Here is a 19,852-nt window from a genome sequence, read left to right on the forward strand (position 1 = left end):
CTCCCGGCGACCATATTTAAAATGATAATGCTTATCAATTAAATAGGATTTTTATTACCATTTCGTTTAGCTACGGTTGTGGTTTTGGTCGAAAAATGCGCATCTTGCCATATTTCAAGCGCGCGACAGGTGGCATAGGCACCTGCGATTGACAGTGCGGCAGGTACCAGGAAACTGTGGTCCATTCGTGTAGATTCCATTACCAAGGCGAGGGTGGTGACGGGCATATGCGCTGAGGCAGCCAGGAACCCGGCAGCGCCCAGCAGGGCGAAGCTTTCCATATCGCTTCCGGGGAAAAGCGGCCCGACAAGCATAAACAGCAGCGATCCCAGCAACCCACCGACGGCAAGGCCGGGTGTCAACAATCCGCCAGCCGCGCCTGCACGAATCACGGCGCAGATAACCAATACTTTCAGTATCAGTAAAACCACAGCAAGCCAGGCCGTCATTTCGCCACTTAGCGTCAGCTGTGCAGCCCCTTTACCGTTGCCGGGAAGCTGTGGAAACCAGATGGAAAAGATACCCAGTAGCGTAAAGGCAATCAGACTGACCGCGGGCATTTGCCAGTTATCCCGCACTTTGCTGCCAGCATATTGGGTGAGACGACGAAAAAGAAAAGCGCCCGCGCCCAGCAACGGACCACAAAGCACGCTCCAGAAAATCAACGAGGTGGCGGCGAATTCCGTCGTGAAGTGATACTGATGTTCATCGCCCAGTCCCAGCGTGGCGACCCAGGCCGCCAGCGCCGATGTGACCAGCGCCGCAATAGCCGTATCCCAGCTAAAACTCACCAACAAGACTTCAAGTGTAAAGATAGCTCCCGCCAGCGGTACGTTATAGACCGCAGCAAGCCCCGCACCCGCACCGCAGGCGGTCATCAGTTGAATGTCGGCGGGGGTAAGACGCAATGTCCGCGCAGCACCGCCGGCAAAGAGCGCCCCCGCTTCACGCGGAGCGACCTCGCGCCCGAGCGGTGAGCCCATCGCCACGGTGATAATTTGCAGCAGAATATGCACGAGTGTGGTGAGCGGCGGCATTGGTTTATCCGGGTTGTTTACCGCCGTACTGATGCTGATGCGTTTTTGGCCATAACGTGCAAGCAGCCACCATCCTCCTCCGGCAACAATGCCGGCGGCGACCAGCACGATAAAGCGCCGTTGGGCGCTGGCGTCCGTCACACCCTCTAAAAATGTCTGCGGGCTTATCAATTGATTCTGACTATACCCATACGCGAGATGCTGGATTTCGTGTAGCAGCATGGCGAGCAACATACCGCCAAGTCCGGCCATGACCCCGGTGAGAAGAAGCGCAACCCAACGTTGTAACCAGTAAGTACGACCCTGGAAAAGCATAGCCATTATCAGATTCTGTCTGAGAGGAAATACCGCCATCATCCCATAAAGTAAGTGAATGCGTAATCAACAGGAGGGCAAAACAGGGGGATTCGTGCCTGCATGACAGGCACGAAGGAGGGATTAGTGCTGCCCTTTTTCGCCAATCGGCAGAACGGTACGGCTATACTGCTCGTTCAGGACTTCACCCATCGCCAGGTAGATAGCGCTTGCGCCACATACCAGACCAATCCAGCCGGCTACATGAACGATACCTTCATTGTCCGCCAGATGGCCTACCGCCAGCAGTGCGAATAACACGGTCAGGCTCAGGAAGACGAACTGCAGCATACGTGCGCCTTTCAGCGTGCCGAAGAACATAAACAGGGTGAACACGCCCCAGATCCCCAGATAGACCCCCAGGAAGTGGCCATTTGCCGCATCTGCCAGACCCATTTTAGGCAGCAGCAGAATGGCGACCAGGGTGAGCCAGAAAGAACCGTAAGAGGTAAATGCGGTTAAACCGAAGGTGTTGCCTTTTTTATATTCCAGCAGCCCCGCAAAAATCTGCGCGATACCGCCATAGAAAATACCCATAGCCAGGATAATACCATCCAGCGGGAACATGCCAATATTGTGCAGGTTAAGCAGAATAGTGGTCATGCCGAAGCCCATAAGGCCCAGCGGAGCCGGATTAGCCAACTTGATGTTGCCCATAATTCCTCAAAATAAATCAACATTGAAGGATGAAATGTATTCCCCGCATCAATGTAGAGGAGGCGGGGCGCGGCATCATAAATAGCGTCATTGGCTGTGTCTATGATCTGAACAGGTGGAAATTAAAAATTTTTTTATTCCTTACCCCTTGATGAGCTTCGTTGTGACCCCATCTTGTAGTCAACCGCAATGTGTGGACCTGAAAAAAAACGAACGAGGGTAGTTGAAACCGCACGATTCGCCCTTATTACAGGTTCACAACCACATGTTGACCGAATTTTTAGTGGAGACGTTTAGATGGGTAAAATTATTGGTATCGACCTGGGTACTACCAACTCTTGTGTAGCGATTATGGATGGCACCACCGCGCGTGTGCTGGAGAATGCCGAGGGCGACCGCACCACGCCTTCTATCATTGCTTATACCCAGGATGGTGAAACTCTGGTTGGTCAGCCGGCTAAACGTCAGGCAGTGACAAACCCGCAAAACACCCTGTTTGCGATTAAACGCCTGATTGGCCGCCGCTTCCAGGACGAAGAAGTTCAGCGTGACGTTTCTATCATGCCATACAAAATCATCGCTGCTGACAACGGTGACGCATGGCTCGATGTGAAAGGCACCAAAACTGCACCGCCGCAGATCTCTGCCGAAGTGCTGAAAAAAATGAAGAAAACGGCTGAAGATTACCTGGGTGAGCCGGTAACTGAAGCGGTTATCACCGTACCGGCGTACTTCAACGATGCGCAGCGTCAGGCAACCAAAGATGCTGGCCGTATCGCGGGTCTGGAAGTCAAACGTATTATCAACGAACCGACTGCCGCTGCGCTGGCTTACGGTCTGGATAAAGAAGTCGGCAACCGTACTATCGCGGTCTACGACCTTGGTGGCGGTACCTTCGATATCTCTATTATCGAAATCGACGAAGTTGATGGCGAAAAAACCTTCGAAGTACTGGCAACCAACGGTGATACCCACCTGGGTGGTGAAGACTTCGACAGCCGTCTGATCAACTATCTGGTTGAAGAGTTCAAGAAAGATCAGGGTATTGACCTGCGTAACGATCCGCTGGCGATGCAGCGTCTGAAAGAAGCGGCAGAAAAAGCGAAAATTGAGCTTTCTTCCGCTCAGCAGACCGACGTGAACCTGCCGTATATCACTGCAGACGCGACGGGTCCTAAACACATGAACATCAAAGTGACTCGCGCGAAACTGGAAAGCCTGGTCGAAGACCTGGTAAACCGTTCCATCGAGCCGCTGAAAGTTGCGCTGCAGGACGCTGGCCTGTCTGTATCCGACGTGCAGGACGTTATCCTGGTCGGCGGTCAGACGCGTATGCCGATGGTGCAGAAAAAAGTGGCGGAGTTCTTTGGTAAAGAGCCGCGTAAAGACGTTAACCCGGACGAAGCCGTTGCTATCGGCGCTGCGGTCCAGGGTGGTGTGTTGACGGGTGATGTGAAAGACGTTCTGCTGCTGGACGTTACCCCGCTGTCTCTCGGTATCGAAACCATGGGCGGCGTGATGACAGCGCTTATCACCAAAAACACCACTATCCCGACCAAACACAGCCAGGTGTTCTCTACCGCAGAAGACAACCAGTCTGCGGTGACCATCCATGTGCTGCAGGGCGAGCGTAAACGTGCTTCTGATAACAAATCTCTGGGTCAGTTCAACCTGGATGGTATCAACCCGGCACCGCGCGGCATGCCGCAGATCGAAGTGACCTTCGATATCGATGCTGACGGTATCCTGCACGTTTCCGCGAAAGACAAAAACAGCGGTAAAGAGCAGAAGATCACCATCAAGGCATCTTCTGGCCTGAACGAGGAAGAAATTCAGAAAATGGTTCGCGAAGCAGAAGCGAACGCGGAATCTGACCGTAAGTTCGAAGAGCTGGTTCAGACCCGTAACCAGGGCGACCACCTGCTGCACAGCACCCGTAAACAGGTGGAAGAAGCAGGCGACAAACTGCCAGCGGAAGATAAAACCGCTATCGAAGCTGCGCTGACCGCGCTGGAAACGTCCCTCAAAGGCGAAGACAAAGCGGATATCGAAGCGAAAATGCAGGCGCTGGCTCAGGCTTCTCAGAAACTGCTGGAAATCGCACAGCAACAGCACGCTCAGCAGCAGGCTGGTGGCGCTGACGCTTCTGCGAACAACGCGAAAGACGACGATGTTGTCGACGCTGAGTTCGAAGAAGTAAAAGACAAAAAATAATCGCCCTGATGCAGGGTAATTAATCGGCACGGGCGTAGGAGATCTCTCCACGCCCGTGCTCGCATGTTAGGGGTAGATAAAAAAAGATGGCGAAACAAGACTACTACGAGATTTTGGGCGTTTCCAAAACAGCGGAAGAGCGCGAAATCAAGAAGGCGTACAAGCGCCTGGCCATGAAATATCACCCGGACCGTAACCAGGGTGATAAAGAGGCCGAAGCCAAATTTAAAGAGATCAAAGAGGCGTACGAAGTCCTGACCGATGCGCAAAAACGCGCTGCGTACGACCAGTATGGCCATGCGGCGTTTGAACAAGGCGGCATGGGCGGCGGTGGATTCGGCGGCGGCGGCTTTGGCGGCGGCGCTGACTTTAGCGATATCTTTGGCGATGTCTTCGGCGATATTTTTGGCGGTGGCCGTGGTCGCCAGCGTGCGGCGCGTGGCGCCGATTTACGTTACAACATGGAATTGACGCTGGAAGAGGCCGTTCGCGGTGTCAGTAAAGAGATCCGTATCCCGACGCTCGAAGAGTGTGACGTTTGCCATGGCAGCGGCGCGAAAGCCGGTACTCAGCCGCAGACCTGTCCGACCTGTCACGGTTCCGGTCAGGTGCAGATGCGCCAGGGGTTCTTCGCTGTTCAGCAGACCTGTCCGCATTGTCAGGGACGCGGTACGCTGATTAAAGATCCTTGCAACAAATGTCATGGCCACGGTCGTGTTGAAAAAACTAAAACGCTGTCCGTTAAAATTCCGGCAGGCGTGGATACAGGCGATCGTATCCGCCTGGCGGGTGAAGGCGAAGCGGGTGAGCACGGCGCACCGGCAGGCGATCTGTACGTCCAGGTGCAGGTGAAACAGCACGCTATCTTTGAGCGTGAAGGTAACAACCTGTACTGCGAAGTTCCCATCAACTTTGCTATGGCGGCGTTGGGTGGCGAAATTGAGGTTCCGACGCTGGACGGTCGTGTCAATCTGAAGATCCCTGGTGAAACTCAGACCGGCAAGCTGTTCCGCATGCGCGGTAAAGGCGTGAAATCGGTGCGTGGCGGCGCGCAGGGCGATCTGCTGTGCCGCGTGGTCGTTGAAACGCCGGTTGGCCTGAACGATAAGCAGAAACAGTTGCTTAAAGATTTGCAGGAAAGCTTTGGCGGGCCGACAGGTGAACACAATAGCCCGCGCTCCAAAAGTTTCTTCGATGGCGTCAAAAAATTCTTTGATGACCTGACGCGTTAAACATTTACTGAATAAATAAAAAACCCGACTATTACGTCGGGTTTTTTATACTTTTTGCTTAATGCTCGGTAAAACCGAGTTTATCCCCAAAATTTATCTGATTTTATCGATGATTCTACCGGGGTACTATAAGCGCCCCAGGGAGTCGTAAATCGAGAGAAGATCATGAAATTTCTACAACGTTTTTTTAGCAGTGATATCTCAGGCGGGATTGTCCTGATTATTGCCGCTGCACTGGCGATGCTGTGCGCAAACCTTGGTGTGACTCAGGCGGGCTATCAGGCCTTTCTGGACACGCCCGTTGCGTTCAAATTTGGCGCGCTGGATATTGATAAAAACATGCTGCTCTTCATTAATGACGCGTTAATGGCAGTGTTTTTCCTGATGGTGGGCCTGGAAGTGAAATATGAGCTGGTGCAGGGCGCACTGGCCACGCGTCAGCAGGCCATTTTCCCGGTGATTGCGGCGCTCGGTGGGATGGTTGCTCCTGCACTTATTTTCCTGGCGTTTAATTTTCACGATCCGGTGGTCAGCCATGGCTGGGCTATTCCAACGGCTACCGATATTGCGTTTGCCCTCGGCGTGCTCGCTCTGCTGGGCGATCGTGTTCCCGTTGTATTGAAAGTGTTCCTGATGGCGTTGGCCATCATTGACGATCTGGGCGCTATCATCATTATCGCCCTCTTTTATACCAGCGACCTTTCGATGGCGGCCCTCGGCGTTGCCGCGACGGCTATTGTCGCGCTGGCGCTGCTGAACATCTTTAATGTCCGGCGCACCGGTATCTATATCCTGGTGGGGTTAGTGCTGTGGACGGCAGTGCTTAAATCGGGGATTCACGCCACGCTTGCGGGTGTTATCCTGGGCTTCTTTATTCCGTTGAAGGGGAAGGACGGTGTGTCTCCGGCCCGGCAATTGATCAATGCCATTCATCCCTGGGTGTCCTGGCTCATTCTGCCGCTGTTTGCTTTTGCCAACGCCGGCGTGTCACTGGAGGGCGTCTCGCTAAGCGGCCTGACCTCCCCGTTGCCGCTGGGAGTCATCGCTGGCCTGTTGATTGGCAAACCCGTCGGTATCTCCCTCTTCTGCTGGCTGGCATTGCGTCTGGGACTGGCAAAACTCCCCAAAGGCGCAGCCTTTAAGCAAATCATGGCAGTAGGCGTGTTATGCGGTATCGGTTTTACCATGTCCATTTTTATCGCGACGCTGGCCTTCGGTGATGCCGATCCGCATAGCGTCGGTTGGGCGAAACTGGGGATCCTGACGGGCTCTGTTCTGTCTGCAATTATAGGTTATTGTCTGCTGCGCACGCGGATCGTCCGTTAACCTCTGGCAGGAAGGCGAGTGACCGCCTTCCCGTTATCTCACTCCGGGAGCGAAGCGGCGATGTCCAATATTAATTACAATCACTTGTACTACTTCTGGCAGGTCTACCGTGAAGGTTCGGTTGTCGGGGCGGCAGAGGTACTATTCCTGACGCCGCAAACCATTACCGGGCAGATCAAATCGCTGGAGGAGCGGTTGCAGGGCAAGCTCTTTAAGCGCAGGGGAAGAGGGCTGGAACCCACTGAACTTGGCGAACTGGTGTTTCGCTATGCGGACAAGATGTTCACGCTCACTCAGGAAATGCTAGATATCGTTAACTATCGCAAAGAGTCACATCTGCTTTTCGATGTGGGCGTTGCGGATGCGTTATCAAAAACGCTGGTCAGTGGCATTCTCGATGCCGCCGTGCAGGAAGGGGAGCCTATTCACCTTCGCTGTTTTGAATCCACCCATGAAATGCTACTTGAGCAGCTCAGCCAGCATAAGCTCGATATGATTATTTCGGATTGCCCGATCGATTCGACGCATCAGGAAGGGCTGTTTTCGGTGAAGATCGGCGAGTGCAGCGTCAGTTTCTGGTGTCAGAAGCCGGCGTTAAATAAGCCGTTCCCGGCCTGTCTGGAAGAGCGTCGTCTGTTGATTCCCGGGCGCCGCTCTATGCTCGGCAGAAAATTGTTGAACTGGTTTAATTCGCAGGGGCTCAACGTTGAGATTCTCGGTGAGTTTGATGACGCTGCACTGATGAAATCTTTTGGCGCAGCGCACAACGCCATTTTTGTCGCTCCGACGCTCTATGCAAAAGATTATTTTGCCGATGAGAATATCGTTGAAATTGGGCGTGTGGATAACGTGATGGAAGAGTACCACGCCATTTTTGCCGAACGAATGATTCAGCATCCCGCCGTACAGCGTATCTGTAATCGTGATTATTCCCGGCTGTTCAAGGACCCCGGATAACACCGCCATATTTCGTTAACCACCGAAGCATGACTTTTTCAGCACGGTAGATTTATCTCTCTTACCGATGCAGGAGATAAATCATGATTGCTGTACTTTTCGAAGCCGACGCGGTTACGGCAAAGCAAGAACGTTACCTTGAACTGGCTGCGGAACTGAAACCACTGCTTGCCGATATCGACGGCTTTATTTCAATCGAGCGTTTTCAAAGCCTGGCTACGCCCGGCAAAATCCTTTCGTTATCCTGGTGGCGTGATGAGGCGGCCATTCAGACGTGGAAAGCGCACCACCTTCACCGTGCCGCTCAGACGGAGGGGCGTAACGAAATTTTTGCCTTTTACCGCATTCGTATCGCCCGTCTGGAACGGGAATATTCATCGGAAAGCCGGGGGTAAGGTGATGTACGACATTCACGTAGTACTGAAAAACCTGCCGGGTGAACTGGCGAGACTGGGCAAAACGCTGGGTAGCAATGGTATCGGTCTTGAGGGCGGTGGCGTTTTTACCTGTGGCAATGAAGCACACGCGCATTTTCTGGTGGAAGAAGGCATACGGGCAAAGGCGGTACTGGATCATCATGGTTTTGATGTCCGCGATCTGCGCAGACCTCTGATCCGTAAGCTCAAACAGGAGCGGCCTGGCGAGCTGGGCGAGATAACGGCAGCGCTTGCGGCCCAGGGCGTAAATATTCTCGTGCAGTACAGCGATCACGCAAATCAGCTCATACTGGTGACAGATAATGATATCGTTGCCAGCGAGGCAACAGAACCCTGGGCGGTTTATGCAACATCATCCTGAGCATCTTTCTGATGACGCGCTTGAGCTTTCGGTCGCGGCAGTTGCCGCAGCGATGGCGGATCCTTCACGCGTGAAAATGCTGTGTGCGCTAATGGATGGGCGGGCATGGACGGCAACGGAATTGAGTGTGGCGGCAGGCGTTGCGGCCTCCACCGCCAGCGCGCATCTGAGTAAGCTGGTTGACAGCCAACTGGTCTGTTTCCTTTCACAAGGACGCCATCGTTACTACCGCCTGGCAGGCAAAGAGGTTGCCCGGTTGATTGAAATGATGATGGGAATCTCCTGGCGACGGGATAAACCTTTAGCAACGCGCACGCCCGTGGCGCTGCGGCATGCGCGTACCTGTTACGATCATCTGGCGGGCGAGCTGGCGGTAAGCATTTATGATGCGCTGGTGGAAAAAAAGTACCTGACCGCTGATGGGGCGTCGCTTACCGAAGAAGGGCTGACATTTTTTACCCGGGTGGGGTTGCCACTGGAGAATAAATCAACGCGTAAACGTAGCTGTGCCTGTCTTGACTGGAGTGAGCGGCGCTTTCATCTGGGTGGTCATGCAGGCGCGGTGTTGCTGGTTTATTTTGAAACGAAGGGGTGGATCCGCCGGACGCCCGGTTTTCGTGAAGTCACGCTTACCGCGAAAGGTCGACAGGGGGTACAGACGTTACTCGGCATTGACGTCAGGTAACAGGCATAAAAAAACCCGCTTTACGCGGGTTCTTTCACAAAGTACAACAAGCGGGCGATTAAGCCAGTTTGCTGATCTGTGCAGTCAGGTTTGCTTTATGACGCGCAGCTTTGTTTTTGTGGATCAGACCTTTAGCGGCCTGGCGATCCACGATCGGTTGCATTTCGTCAAATGCTTTCTGTGCAGCAGCTTTGTCGCCAGCTTCGATCGCAGCGTACACTTTCTTGATGAAAGTACGCATCATAGAGCGACGGCTTGCGTTGTGTTTGCGAGCCTTTTCAGACTGAACGGCGCGCTTCTTAGCTGATTTGATATTAGCCAAGGTCCAACTCCCAAATATGATCTATATGGACAATTCAAAGGCCGAGGAATATGCCCTTTTAGCCTTCTTTTGTCAATGGATTTGTGCAAATAAGCGCCGTTAATCTACGACGCTACGTTACGTATTGATGGCGCAGGATTCTACCAGCTTGTGGTCATCGAATACAGCTTTTCCACTATAAAAATCGCTTTCTGGGCCAGTTTTTCATGCGCTAAGAAGGCAGCCTGATGAAATCCTTCTCCTTTCTGGCGGGTTCGGGCAATCGTCGGTTAACGTCGCACGTTGTACAAGGTATACTCTGACGATTTTCACTGTTTTGAGCCAGACATGAAGCTGATACGCGGCATACATAATCTCAGCCAGGCACCGCACGGGTGTGTGCTGACTATTGGTAATTTCGACGGCGTGCATCGCGGCCATCAGGCGCTTTTACAAGGGCTTAGCGAAGAAGGTCGTACCCGTGCTCTCCCCGTAGTGGTGATGATATTCGAGCCGCAACCTCTCGAACTTTTTGCGGGTGATAAAGCGCCCGCGCGTCTGACCCGACTGCGAGAAAAAGTGCGCCTGCTGGCCGAATGTGGCGTCGATTACGTACTGTGCGTACGTTTTGACCGACGTTTTGCCGCGTTGACGGCGCAAGCCTTCGTCAGCGACCTGCTGGTTGACAAACTCGGCGTGAAATTCCTCGCCGTGGGTGATGACTTCCGCTTTGGCGCTGGTCGCCAGGGGGATTTCTTGTTATTACAGAAAGCCGGTCTGAAATACGGCTTTGACGTGACCAGCACGCAAACCTTCTGCTCTGGCGGGGCACGTGTGAGCAGTACGGCGGTACGCCAGGCGCTGGCCGATGACAACCTTGAGCTCGCGGAACAACTGCTGGGCCATCCGTTTAGTATCTCCGGGCGTGTGGTTCACGGCGACGAGCTGGGGCGCACGATTGGTTTTCCGACGGCGAACATACCGCTACGCCGCCAGGTTTCCCCGGTCAAAGGGGTCTATGCGGTAGAAGTGGCTGGCTTAGGCGATACTTTACTGCCCGGTGTGGCCAACATTGGTACGCGCCCGACGGTAGCCGGGGTTCGCCAGCAGCTTGAAGTCCATCTGCTGGATGTTGTAATGGACCTCTATGGACGCCATATAGATGTAGTACTGCGTAAAAAAATACGCAACGAGCAGCGATTTACATCGCTGGATGAGCTTAAAGCGCAGATCGCGCGTGATGAGTTAACGGCCCGCGAATTGTTTGGGCTATAGAACCGGCTTAACTGCCTGTGTGATAAATACGGAACCGAGAATCTGATGAGTGACTATAAATCAACCCTGAATTTGCCGGAAACAGGGTTCCCGATGCGCGGCGACCTCGCCAAGCGTGAACCGGGAATGCTGGCGCGTTGGACTGATGATGACCTGTACGGCATCATTCGTGCAGCCAAAAAAGGCAAAAAAACCTTCATTCTGCATGATGGCCCTCCTTATGCGAATGGCAGCATTCATATTGGTCACTCTGTTAATAAGATTCTGAAAGACATTATTGTGAAGTCCAAAGGCCTCGCGGGTTACGACTCGCCGTATGTGCCGGGCTGGGACTGTCATGGTCTGCCGATCGAACTGAAAGTTGAGCAGGAATTCGGTAAGCCGGGTGAGAAATTCACCGCTGCGGAATTCCGTGCAAAATGCCGTGAATACGCCGCGACCCAGATCGACGGCCAGCGCACAGACTTTATTCGTCTTGGCGTACTGGGCGACTGGGAACATCCGTATCGCACCATGGACTTCAAAACTGAAGCCAACATCATTCGCGCGCTGGGTAAAATCATCGGCAACGGCCACCTGCATAAAGGCGCAAAGCCGGTGCACTGGTGTGTTGACTGCCGTTCAGCTCTGGCGGAAGCGGAAGTTGAGTATTACGACAAAACCTCTCCGTCCATCGACGTGGCATTCAATGCCGTTGATGCCGACGCGGTAAAAGCGAAATTTGGCGTGACCAGCGTTAACGGTCCGGTTTCTCTGGTTATCTGGACCACCACCCCGTGGACCCTGCCGGCGAACCGCGCAATCTCTCTGTCGCCGGAATTCGACTATGCGCTGGTGCAGGTTGAAGGCCAGGCGCTGATCCTCGCAAAAGATCTGGTAGACAGCGTGATGAAACGCGCAGGCATCAGCGAATTTACCGTGCTGGGCGTGGTGAAAGGTTCTGAACTGGAACTGATGCGCTTTAAACATCCGTTCCTCGACTTTGATGTTCCGGCGATCCTTGGCGATCACGTGACGCTGGAAGCCGGTACCGGTGCGGTGCATACCGCCGGTGGTCATGGCCCTGATGACTACACCATCAGCCAAAAATACGGTCTGGAAATCGCTAACCCGGTTGGCCCGGACGGTACTTACCTGCCGGGTACATATCCCATTCTGGATGGCGTAAACGTCTTCAAAGCAAACGACATTATCGTCAACCTACTGCGTGAGAAAGGCGCACTGCTGCATGTCGAAAAAATGCAGCACAGCTACCCGTGCTGCTGGCGTCATAAGTCGCCGATCATCTTCCGCGCGACCCCGCAGTGGTTCGTCAGCATGGATCAGAAAGGCCTGCGTATTCAGTCTTTGAAAGAGATCGATCGCATTGAGCAGGAAGGTCTGGCGAAAGAGAACCTGAGCGGCTGGATCCCGGCATGGGGGAAAGCACGTATCGAATCGATGGTCGCGAACCGTCCTGACTGGTGTATCTCCCGTCAGCGTACCTGGGGCGTGCCGATGGCGCTGTTCGTGCATAAAGACACCGAAGAGCTGCACCCGCGTACTACTGAACTGATGGAAGCCGTGGCTAAATACGTTGAGAAAGACGGTATTCAGGCGTGGTGGGATCTCGATCCGCGAGAAATCCTTGGCGATGACGCTGATAACTACGTGAAAGTGCCGGATACCCTGGACGTGTGGTTTGACTCCGGTTCAACGAGCTACTCTGTCGTGGACGCGCGCCCGGAATTCGGCGGTCACGTAGCGGATATGTATCTGGAAGGTTCTGACCAGCACCGTGGCTGGTTTATGTCCTCCCTGATGATCAGCGTCGCGATGAAAGGCAAAGCGCCTTACCGCCAGGTACTGACCCACGGTTTTACCGTCGATGGTCAGGGCCGTAAGATGTCTAAATCTATCGGTAATACCGTTTCTCCGCAGGACGTGATGAACAAACTGGGCGCGGATATTCTGCGTCTGTGGGTGGCATCCACCGATTATACAGGCGAAATGGCCGTTTCCGACGAGATCCTCAAACGTGCCGCCGACAGCTATCGTCGTATCCGTAACACCGCGCGCTTCCTGCTGGCGAACCTTAATGGTTTCGATCCGGCAAAAGACATGGTGAAACCGGAAGAGATGGTGGTACTGGATCGTTGGGCAGTTGGCTGCGCGCAGGAAGCACAGAAGGATATCATCAGCGCGTACGACTCTTATGATTTCCATGAAGTTGTGCAGCGCCTGATGCGTTTTTGCTCCATCGAGATGGGCTCTTTCTACCTCGACATCATCAAAGACCGTCAGTACACCGCGAAGGCGGACAGTGTTGCCCGTCGTAGCTGCCAGACTGCGCTGTACCATATCGCAGAAGCGCTGGTGCGCTGGATGGCGCCGATCATGTCTTTCACCGCCGATGAAATCTGGGGTTACCTGCCAGGCGAGCGCGAAAAATATGTGTTCACCGGCGAATGGTACCAGGGGCTGTTTGGTCTGGCGGAAACCGAAGCCATGAACGACGCCTACTGGGAAGCGTTGCTGAAAGTGCGTGGCGAAGTGAACAAGGTTATCGAACAGGCGCGTGCTGACAAGAAAGTAGGCGGTTCTCTGGAGGCGGCGGTAACCCTGTTCGCTGAACCGGAACTGTCTGCGAAACTGACGGCGCTGGGTGACGAATTACGATTTGTCCTGTTGACCTCCGGTGCGAAAGTTGAAGATTATGCCAACGCTTCCGCTGATGCCCAACAGAGCGAACTGCTCAAAGGTCTGAAAGTGGCGTTAAGCAAAGCCGAAGGTGAGAAATGCCCGCGTTGCTGGCATTACACTCAGGATGTCGGCAAGGTAGCGGAACACGCAGAAATCTGCGGACGCTGTGTCAGCAACGTCGCCGGTGACGGCGAAAAACGTAAGTTTGCCTGATGAGTAAACCGATCTTTTCAACAGGGCTACGCTGGTTGTGGCTGGTGGTCGTCGTGCTGATTATCGATCTGGGCAGCAAGTTCCTTATCCTCCAGCATTTTGCGCTGGGGGATACGGTGTCACTGTTCCCGTCGCTTAATCTGCATTACGCGCGTAACTATGGTGCGGCGTTTAGCTTCCTGGCAGACAGCGGTGGCTGGCAGCGTTGGTTCTTTGCCGGTATCGCCATCGGTATCTCCGTTGTGCTGGCGGTGCTGATGTACCGTTCAAAAGCGTCGCAGAAGCTGAACAATATCGCCTATGCGATGATTATCGGCGGCGCGTTAGGCAATCTGTTCGATCGCCTGTGGCACGGTTTTGTCGTTGATATGATCGACTTTTATGTCGGCGACTGGCATTTCGCCACCTTCAACCTTGCCGACAGTTTCATTTGCGTCGGCGCGGCGCTGATTGTGCTGGAAGGCTTCTTACCGAACGCGGCTGCGAAGAAACAGGCGTAACAAAACCTGCCGGGCGGCGTTACGCTTGCCCGGCCTGGGTTATCCGTAGGCCCGGTAAGCGTTATCGTCATCGGGCAAAACAAGTGAGCGAACCTGCATGTCAAAATCTGTACAGAGTAATAGCGCGGTGCTGGTGCACTTTACGCTCAAACTCGAAGATGGCTCCACCGCTGAGTCAACCCGCAATAATGGTAAACCTGCGCTGTTTCGTCTGGGAGACGGTTCGCTGTCCGAAGGGCTTGAGCAGCATTTACTGGGGTTGAAAGCAGGCGACAAAAAAGCGTTTTCGCTGGAACCGGATGCGGCATTTGGCACGCCGGTTCCCGATCTGATTCAGTACTTCTCGCGCCGTGATTTTATGGACGCGGGCGAGCCGGAAATCGGCGCGATTATGCTCTTTACCGCAATGGATGGCAGCGAAATGCCAGGCGTTATCCGTGAGATCAACGGCGATTCTATTACTGTCGATTTCAACCACCCGCTGGCAGGGCAGACCGTTCATTTTGATGTCGACGTGCTGGAAGTGGAACCGGCCCTGGAGGGAATACATGCAGATCCTGTTGGCTAACCCACGAGGTTTTTGTGCAGGCGTAGACCGCGCGATTAGCATTGTTGAAAACGCGCTGGAGATTTATGGCGCGCCCATTTATGTCCGTCACGAGGTGGTGCATAACCGTTACGTGGTGGACAGTCTGCGTGAACGCGGGGCCATTTTTATAGAACAAATCAGTGAAGTACCGGATGGCGCGATCCTCATTTTCTCTGCGCACGGTGTTTCACAGGCGGTACGTAACGAAGCGAAAAGCCGCGACCTGACCGTGTTTGATGCCACCTGCCCGCTGGTGACCAAAGTGCATATGGAGGTCGCTCGCGCCAGTCGTCGTGGGGAAGAGGCTATCCTGATTGGTCATGCTGGACACCCGGAAGTCGAAGGCACCATGGGGCAGTACAGCAACCCGAAAGGGGGAATGTACCTGGTGGAGTCGCCGGAAGACGTACAAACGCTCCATATCAAAGATATCAATAAGCTCTCTTTTATGACGCAGACGACACTCTCCGTGGATGATACTTCCGACGTGATTGATGCGCTGCGCGAGCGCTTCCCGAAAATTGTCGGGCCGCGTAAAGATGACATCTGCTACGCCACGACCAACCGCCAGGAAGCCGTACGCGCACTGGCGGAACAGGCGGAAGTCGTGCTGGTGGTCGGCTCGAAGAACTCCTCCAACTCCAACCGTCTGGCGGAGCTGGCCCAGCGTATGGGTAAATCCGCTTACCTGATTGATGATGCTTCTGATATCCAGGAAGAGTGGGTGCGCAATATCCGTTGCGTTGGCGTTACGGCCGGGGCGTCGGCGCCTGACGTGCTGGTGCAAAACGTTATCTCCCGTTTGCAGGAACTGGGCGGCGGCGAAGCCATTCCGCTGGAAGGTCGTGAAGAAAACATTGTTTTCGAAGTACCGAAAGAGCTGCGGGTCGATGTTCGCGAAGTCGAATAACTTTTTCGCCTTGAGTTTATGAGAAGATGCCAGGCATAACGCCTGGCATTTTTTATGGAGGATGTATGCGCCTGCCGATTATTCTCGACACCGACCCTGGTATTGACGATGCGGCTGCCATTGCCGCTGCGCTTTTTGCTCCTGAGCTTGATCTCAAACTGATGACGACGGTTGCAGGTAATGTCTCGCTGGAAAAAACCACCCGTAATGCCCTGCAATTGCTTCACTTCTGGAATGCGAATATTCCGGTGGCGCAGGGGGCTGCGACGCCGTTGCTGCGCCCGTTGCGCGATGCGGCGAGTGTCCACGGTGAATCTGGCATGGAAGGCTATCACTTTGTTGAACATCAGCGCCAGCCGTTGGCAAAGCCGGCGTTTCAGGCGATCCGCGATGTGCTGATGGCATCACCTGAGCCGGTCACGCTGGTGGCGATTGGCCCACTGACCAACATTGCCCTGTTGTTATCCCACTACCCGGAATGTCAGTTCAACATTCGTCGTCTGGTGATGATGGGCGGTTCTGCCGGGCGCGGTAACTTCACGCCAAATGCGGAATTCAATATCGCCATTGACCCGGAAGCGGCCGCACGCGTCTTTGCCAGCGGACTGGAGATCGTCATGTGCGGTCTGGATGTGACCAACCATGCCACACTTGCCCCGGATTATCTGGCTACGCTGCCTGCGGGAAATCAAACCGGGAAAATGCTGCATGCCTTGTTTAGCCACTACCGTAGCGGCAGCATGGCGACCGGGCTACGTATGCATGACCTTTGCGCGATTGCCTGGCTGGTGCGCCCGCAGATTTTTACCCTGAAATCCTGCTTTGTAGCGGTGGAAACCCAGGGGACATACACCGCGGGCACCACGGTTGTGGATATTGACGGTCGTCTGGGTAAGCCCGCGAATGCGCAGGTAGCCCTGGGCATTGATATTGATGCATTTCGCGCCTGGGTGGCAGACGTATTTAGTAAGGCGCCGTAAGCGAGACGTGGGGCATCTTCTCACTTAAATAATCAATCATCGCCCGCATTCTGGCGGGCATATGCTTTCCCGACGACCACAGTAGCCAGAGCTGTCCGGAATAGTCGCTAATAAACTCCCAGTCCGGCAGTACCTGACGTATTTCGCCTCGCGCCAGTGCCGCACTTGCGGTAAACAGCGGCAGGCTGCCTATCCCCAGATGATTTAGCACCGCATCGAGGCGAACACCGGTATGGTTTGCGGCATAGCGCCCATGGGTCTGAATGGTTTCGCTTTTGCCGCGCTTACGAAATTTCCAGCGTGAATCAGCGGGCGTTTCGCCAAGACTGATGCAGCTATGCTGGCGTAAATCTCCCGGCTTCTCGGGTGTGCCGTGCTGGCGTAGATATTCTGGTGTGGCGCAAATCAGATGGTTAATTGGTATCAACGGCTTACCGTGCAGGCCCGGAGAAGGTGAGTTGGTAATACGCAGTGCCAGATCGACGCCGTCATCAATTAAATCCATATAACGATCTTCCAGACGCAGCCGTACATCGACCTGCGGGTAGCGAATAAGAAATTCGCCCATGAGTGGATGGATAACAAATCGACCCACGGCTTTCGGTACGCTGAGGGTCAGGGTGCCTTGCGCACTATCCTGCACGCTGCTGCCGGCATTCATCGCCTGCCTGGCGGCTTCCAGCATCATCTGTGCATGTTCGTACACGCTAAGGCCAGACTCACTTAACCGCAGTTTTCGCGTTGTGCGGTGCAATAATTTATTGCCCAATGCCTGTTCAAGGCGCGAAACGCAGCGGCTCATTGCCGATGGTGTCGCACCGGAAATACGTGCGGCGGCTGAGAAGCTGCCCTGATCGACAATCAGAACAAAAGTCGCGAGATCGGGAAGCAGGGTGGTATTCATTTGTGTCTGCCAGGCAAAAGTGTGTTGAAAGCATAACGGATTATCATAGTCCGTGAAAATAATATACTGGTTGCGTAATCAGGAGGAAAAAATGACAACACGAAATTACTACACCAGCGATGAGACGCACGGCCAGGCCAACGTTATGCAATGCATTCCCGATGGAGAGGGCGGCTTTTTGATTGAGCTGGATGCCACGCTCTTTCATCCACAGGGCGGCGGGCAGCCTTCTGACGGCGGCACCATTGGTGGCGTGCCCGTACAGCGGGTTTTCACTAACGGTGAGACCGTATGGCATCGTACTGCCACGCCAGTCGCGCCAGGCCCGGTTACACTTTGTGTCGACGGGGAATTACGTCACGTTCATGCGCGCTGGCATTCGGCGGGGCATCTGATTGGCACGGCAGGCGAAGCGTTCGGCTGGCAACCTGTTAAAGCCCATCACTGGCCTGGGGAAGGACGCATCACATTTAGCGGTCGCGGGAGTATCACTGCGGAGCTGCTGACGGGAAAAATCAGCGCATGGATAGATGAAAATTTGCCGCGACACATTGATTTTTATGAAGGGAAGCGGCAGGTTCGCTTTGGCGAATTGCCCGCCTATGGCTGTGGCGGTACCCATGTTTGCTCGTTGCGTGACATCGGGCAAATCACGCTTACCGGTGTCAAAATGAAAAAAGGACAGCTGGTTGTCAGCTATACGGTGGACGAAAGCTGACCGTTCGCTGACGTGCAGTGAGTTATTGCTCAGCAATATACGAGGTGATAGCGCACCGCCGCAGCGGAAAATCTTATTAGAATACCAATGCTCAGCGTCTTCTGTGGGTTTTGCTGGTCAAATCGCAACATGCGAACTCATGTCTTTTACTGATATTTCCCGCTGTTTATCATTTAATTCTAATTATCGGTGTTTTCGGCTGGTAGCCCCGACGTGGGCTGGTTAATCTGAGAACGATTTTCAGCATTTCATTAACAAAAGAGTACAACTATGCATGATGCACAAATCCGCGTAGCCATCGCGGGCGCCGGTGGGCGTATGGGCCGCCAGTTAATTCAGGCAACCCTGCAGATGGATGGCGTCGCGCTTGGCGCAGCGCTGGAGCGAGAAGGTTCTTCCCTGCTGGGTAGCGATGCAGGAGAGCTCGCTGGCGTGGGTACCACAGGCGTTACTGTGAGCAGTGATTTGCAGGCGGTAAAAGACGATTTTGATGTACTGATCGATTTCACCCGTCCGGAAGGGACCCTGGTACACCTGGCGTTTTGTCGCCAGCACCACAAAGGGATGATTATCGGTACAACCGGGTTTGACGACGCAGGTAAAGCGGCAATTCGCGATGCGTCGCAAGAGATTGCCATTGTCTTCGCCGCGAATTTCAGCGTTGGCGTGAACGTGATGCTTAAGCTGCTGGAAAAAGCGGCGAAGGTGATGGGGAATTACACCGATATTGAAATTATCGAAGCTCATCATCGCTATAAAGTGGATGCGCCGTCGGGGACCGCGTTGGCCATGGGAGAGTCTATTGCCCATGCGCTGAATAAAGATTTAAAAGATTGTGCTGTTTATGCACGTGAAGGCCATACCGGCGAACGCGTACCGGGCACAATTGGTTTTGCTACCGTCCGTGCGGGCGACATTGTCGGCGAACATACAGCGATGTTCGCTGATCTCGGCGAACGTGTTGAAATTAGTCATAAAGCGTCAAGCCGAATGACGTTTGCCAATGGCGCCGTTCGCTCAGCTTTATGGCTAAAAAACAAAGAAACCGGCCTTTTTGATATGCGAGATGTGCTGGATCTGAACAATTTGTAAGAGTTATTACCCATCGTGATGTGGTTGTTGCAGTCGTAATATCTTGATTGCATAGGGCAATATTTTATTGCCCTTTTATTTTGCCTGTTTCTTCATATTTCCTCATTTAGATCTCCATTAATATCCATCTTAATTCTTATTTTAGTTGCTGAAATGTAAATTTTGACCGTCTGGTCCACATTTTATGAAGGCAAGCTAGAGATAACCAGTTTTATGGCGACGCAAGCGTTTTCCTCTCTCCGGAAATGTGATCTTTTTGCCCTCTAAATCATGCTATTCTTTTCTGGGGCGCAAAAAGACATGAAAAAGATGCGCTATAAGTTGACTTTTACCCTTCATGTCTCCAGAATGCCGCCGTTTGCAAAAAATTCGCGGTTACGCAAATTTGCATTGATTCAAGGCTCATAATTGAATTAATATGCAAATAA

19 protein-coding genes are annotated in these 19,852 nt (G+C 53.6%); 15 read left to right on the top strand and 4 right to left on the bottom strand.

Going from position 1 to position 19,852, the window contains the following annotated elements:
- Positions 1-38: 38 nt before the first annotated feature.
- A complete protein-coding gene (locus L2097_RS16295) occupies positions 39-1,352 on the bottom strand; it encodes a chloride channel protein (protein WP_502799312.1) in 1,314 nt (437 codons plus the stop codon).
- A 123-nt stretch (positions 1,353-1,475) separates the two neighbouring features.
- Positions 1,476-2,048, bottom strand: a complete 573-nt coding sequence (gene satP, locus L2097_RS16300) for an acetate uptake transporter (protein WP_250353306.1) — start codon at positions 2,046-2,048, stop codon at positions 1,476-1,478.
- Between the two features lie 297 nt (positions 2,049-2,345).
- Here satP and dnaK point away from each other — a divergent pair, with 297 nt between their 5' ends.
- The 7 genes from dnaK (at position 2,346) to L2097_RS16335 (ending at position 9,260) form a co-directional block, all read left to right on the top strand.
- Positions 2,346-4,262, top strand: coding sequence for a molecular chaperone DnaK (gene dnaK / locus L2097_RS16305; RefSeq protein ID WP_085005504.1), 1,917 nt, complete (start codon positions 2,346-2,348; stop codon positions 4,260-4,262).
- 86 nt (positions 4,263-4,348) lie between these two features.
- A complete protein-coding gene (gene dnaJ / locus L2097_RS16310) occupies positions 4,349-5,494 on the top strand; it encodes a molecular chaperone DnaJ (protein WP_039078287.1) in 1,146 nt (381 codons plus the stop codon).
- A 165-nt stretch (positions 5,495-5,659) separates the two neighbouring features.
- Complete coding sequence (nhaA, locus tag L2097_RS16315) at positions 5,660-6,820, top strand: Na+/H+ antiporter NhaA (RefSeq protein ID WP_250353307.1); 1,161 nt, start codon at positions 5,660-5,662, stop codon at positions 6,818-6,820.
- Between the two features lie 60 nt (positions 6,821-6,880).
- A complete protein-coding gene (gene nhaR, locus L2097_RS16320; protein ID WP_250353358.1) occupies positions 6,881-7,777 on the top strand; it encodes a transcriptional activator NhaR in 897 nt (298 codons plus the stop codon).
- An 83-nt stretch (positions 7,778-7,860) separates the two neighbouring features.
- Entirely contained in the window at positions 7,861-8,172 is a 312-nt protein-coding gene (locus L2097_RS16325) for an antibiotic biosynthesis monooxygenase family protein (protein WP_047371893.1), read from the top strand.
- Between the two features lie 4 nt (positions 8,173-8,176).
- Positions 8,177-8,575, top strand: a complete 399-nt coding sequence (locus L2097_RS16330; RefSeq protein WP_250353308.1) for an amino acid-binding protein — start codon at positions 8,177-8,179, stop codon at positions 8,573-8,575.
- Positions 8,559-9,260, top strand: a complete 702-nt coding sequence (locus tag L2097_RS16335; RefSeq protein WP_250353309.1) for an ArsR/SmtB family transcription factor — start codon at positions 8,559-8,561, stop codon at positions 9,258-9,260. The genes L2097_RS16330 and L2097_RS16335 overlap by 17 nt, the downstream gene beginning before the upstream one ends.
- A 58-nt stretch (positions 9,261-9,318) precedes the next feature.
- Here L2097_RS16335 and rpsT read toward each other — a convergent pair whose 3' ends face one another.
- Entirely contained in the window at positions 9,319-9,582 is a 264-nt protein-coding gene (gene rpsT, locus L2097_RS16340; RefSeq protein ID WP_039078297.1) for a 30S ribosomal protein S20, read from the bottom strand.
- A 327-nt stretch (positions 9,583-9,909) separates the two neighbouring features.
- Here rpsT and ribF point away from each other — a divergent pair, with 327 nt between their 5' ends.
- The 6 genes from ribF (at position 9,910) to rihC (ending at position 16,710) form a co-directional block, all read left to right on the top strand.
- Complete coding sequence (ribF, locus tag L2097_RS16350; protein WP_047371890.1) at positions 9,910-10,836, top strand: bifunctional riboflavin kinase/FAD synthetase; 927 nt, start codon at positions 9,910-9,912, stop codon at positions 10,834-10,836.
- A gap of 45 nt (positions 10,837-10,881) precedes the next feature.
- A complete protein-coding gene (gene ileS, locus L2097_RS16355; protein ID WP_250353310.1) occupies positions 10,882-13,731 on the top strand; it encodes an isoleucine--tRNA ligase in 2,850 nt (949 codons plus the stop codon).
- Positions 13,731-14,231, top strand: a complete 501-nt coding sequence (lspA, locus tag L2097_RS16360) for a signal peptidase II (RefSeq protein WP_047371888.1) — start codon at positions 13,731-13,733, stop codon at positions 14,229-14,231. Before ileS ends, lspA begins: the two co-directional genes overlap by 1 nt.
- Before the next feature lie 97 nt (positions 14,232-14,328).
- Positions 14,329-14,799: an FKBP-type peptidyl-prolyl cis-trans isomerase gene (fkpB, locus tag L2097_RS16365; protein WP_047371887.1), complete on the top strand. Its 471-nt coding sequence runs from the start codon at positions 14,329-14,331 to the stop codon at positions 14,797-14,799.
- A complete protein-coding gene (gene ispH / locus L2097_RS16370) occupies positions 14,780-15,730 on the top strand; it encodes a 4-hydroxy-3-methylbut-2-enyl diphosphate reductase (RefSeq protein WP_047371886.1) in 951 nt (316 codons plus the stop codon). The genes fkpB and ispH overlap by 20 nt, the downstream gene beginning before the upstream one ends.
- A 65-nt stretch (positions 15,731-15,795) precedes the next feature.
- Positions 15,796-16,710, top strand: coding sequence for a ribonucleoside hydrolase RihC (rihC, locus tag L2097_RS16375; protein WP_250353311.1), 915 nt, complete (start codon positions 15,796-15,798; stop codon positions 16,708-16,710).
- Here the strand turns inward: rihC and L2097_RS16380 are convergent.
- Complete coding sequence (locus L2097_RS16380) at positions 16,694-17,614, bottom strand: LysR family transcriptional regulator (RefSeq protein ID WP_250353312.1); 921 nt, start codon at positions 17,612-17,614, stop codon at positions 16,694-16,696. The two genes, rihC and L2097_RS16380, sit on opposite strands and share 17 nt — an antisense overlap.
- Before the next feature lie 91 nt (positions 17,615-17,705).
- Between L2097_RS16380 and L2097_RS16385 the strand changes: the two genes are divergently transcribed.
- Positions 17,706-18,332: an alanyl-tRNA editing protein gene (locus tag L2097_RS16385; protein ID WP_250353313.1), complete on the top strand. Its 627-nt coding sequence runs from the start codon at positions 17,706-17,708 to the stop codon at positions 18,330-18,332.
- A gap of 270 nt (positions 18,333-18,602) precedes the next feature.
- On the top strand, positions 18,603-19,424 hold the full coding sequence (gene dapB, locus L2097_RS16390) for a 4-hydroxy-tetrahydrodipicolinate reductase (RefSeq protein ID WP_250353314.1): 822 nt from the start codon (positions 18,603-18,605) through the stop codon (positions 19,422-19,424).
- Positions 19,425-19,852 lie beyond the last annotated feature (428 nt).

This window comes from Citrobacter sp. MNAZ 1397 (genome assembly GCF_023613995.1).
GTDB classification, from domain to species: domain Bacteria; phylum Pseudomonadota; class Gammaproteobacteria; order Enterobacterales; family Enterobacteriaceae; genus Phytobacter; species Phytobacter ursingii.

Bases quoted from the DNA above. Each gene is read 5' to 3' on its own strand.
- ispH (WP_047371886.1), top strand. From the start codon at position 14,780: ATGCAGATCCTGTTGGCTAACCCACGAGGTTTTTGTGCAGGCGTAGAC.
- L2097_RS16325 (WP_047371893.1), top strand. From the start codon at position 7,861: ATGATTGCTGTACTTTTCGAAGCCGACGCGGTTACGGCAAAGCAAGAA.
- dnaK (WP_085005504.1), top strand. From the start codon at position 2,346: ATGGGTAAAATTATTGGTATCGACCTGGGTACTACCAACTCTTGTGTA.
- rihC (WP_250353311.1), top strand. From the start codon at position 15,796: ATGCGCCTGCCGATTATTCTCGACACCGACCCTGGTATTGACGATGCG.
- L2097_RS16295 (WP_502799312.1), bottom strand. From the start codon at position 1,352: ATGCTTTTCCAGGGTCGTACTTACTGGTTACAACGTTGGGTTGCGCTT.
- L2097_RS16335 (WP_250353309.1), top strand. From the start codon at position 8,559: ATGCAACATCATCCTGAGCATCTTTCTGATGACGCGCTTGAGCTTTCG.
- lspA (WP_047371888.1), top strand. From the start codon at position 13,731: ATGAGTAAACCGATCTTTTCAACAGGGCTACGCTGGTTGTGGCTGGTG.
- dnaJ (WP_039078287.1), top strand. From the start codon at position 4,349: ATGGCGAAACAAGACTACTACGAGATTTTGGGCGTTTCCAAAACAGCG.
- nhaA (WP_250353307.1), top strand. From the start codon at position 5,660: ATGAAATTTCTACAACGTTTTTTTAGCAGTGATATCTCAGGCGGGATT.
- L2097_RS16330 (WP_250353308.1), top strand. From the start codon at position 8,177: ATGTACGACATTCACGTAGTACTGAAAAACCTGCCGGGTGAACTGGCG.
- dapB (WP_250353314.1), top strand. From the start codon at position 18,603: ATGCATGATGCACAAATCCGCGTAGCCATCGCGGGCGCCGGTGGGCGT.
- fkpB (WP_047371887.1), top strand. From the start codon at position 14,329: ATGTCAAAATCTGTACAGAGTAATAGCGCGGTGCTGGTGCACTTTACG.
- nhaR (WP_250353358.1), top strand. From the start codon at position 6,881: ATGTCCAATATTAATTACAATCACTTGTACTACTTCTGGCAGGTCTAC.
- ileS (WP_250353310.1), top strand. From the start codon at position 10,882: ATGAGTGACTATAAATCAACCCTGAATTTGCCGGAAACAGGGTTCCCG.
- L2097_RS16380 (WP_250353312.1), bottom strand. From the start codon at position 17,614: ATGAATACCACCCTGCTTCCCGATCTCGCGACTTTTGTTCTGATTGTC.
- satP (WP_250353306.1), bottom strand. From the start codon at position 2,048: ATGGGCAACATCAAGTTGGCTAATCCGGCTCCGCTGGGCCTTATGGGC.
- L2097_RS16385 (WP_250353313.1), top strand. From the start codon at position 17,706: ATGACAACACGAAATTACTACACCAGCGATGAGACGCACGGCCAGGCC.
- ribF (WP_047371890.1), top strand. From the start codon at position 9,910: ATGAAGCTGATACGCGGCATACATAATCTCAGCCAGGCACCGCACGGG.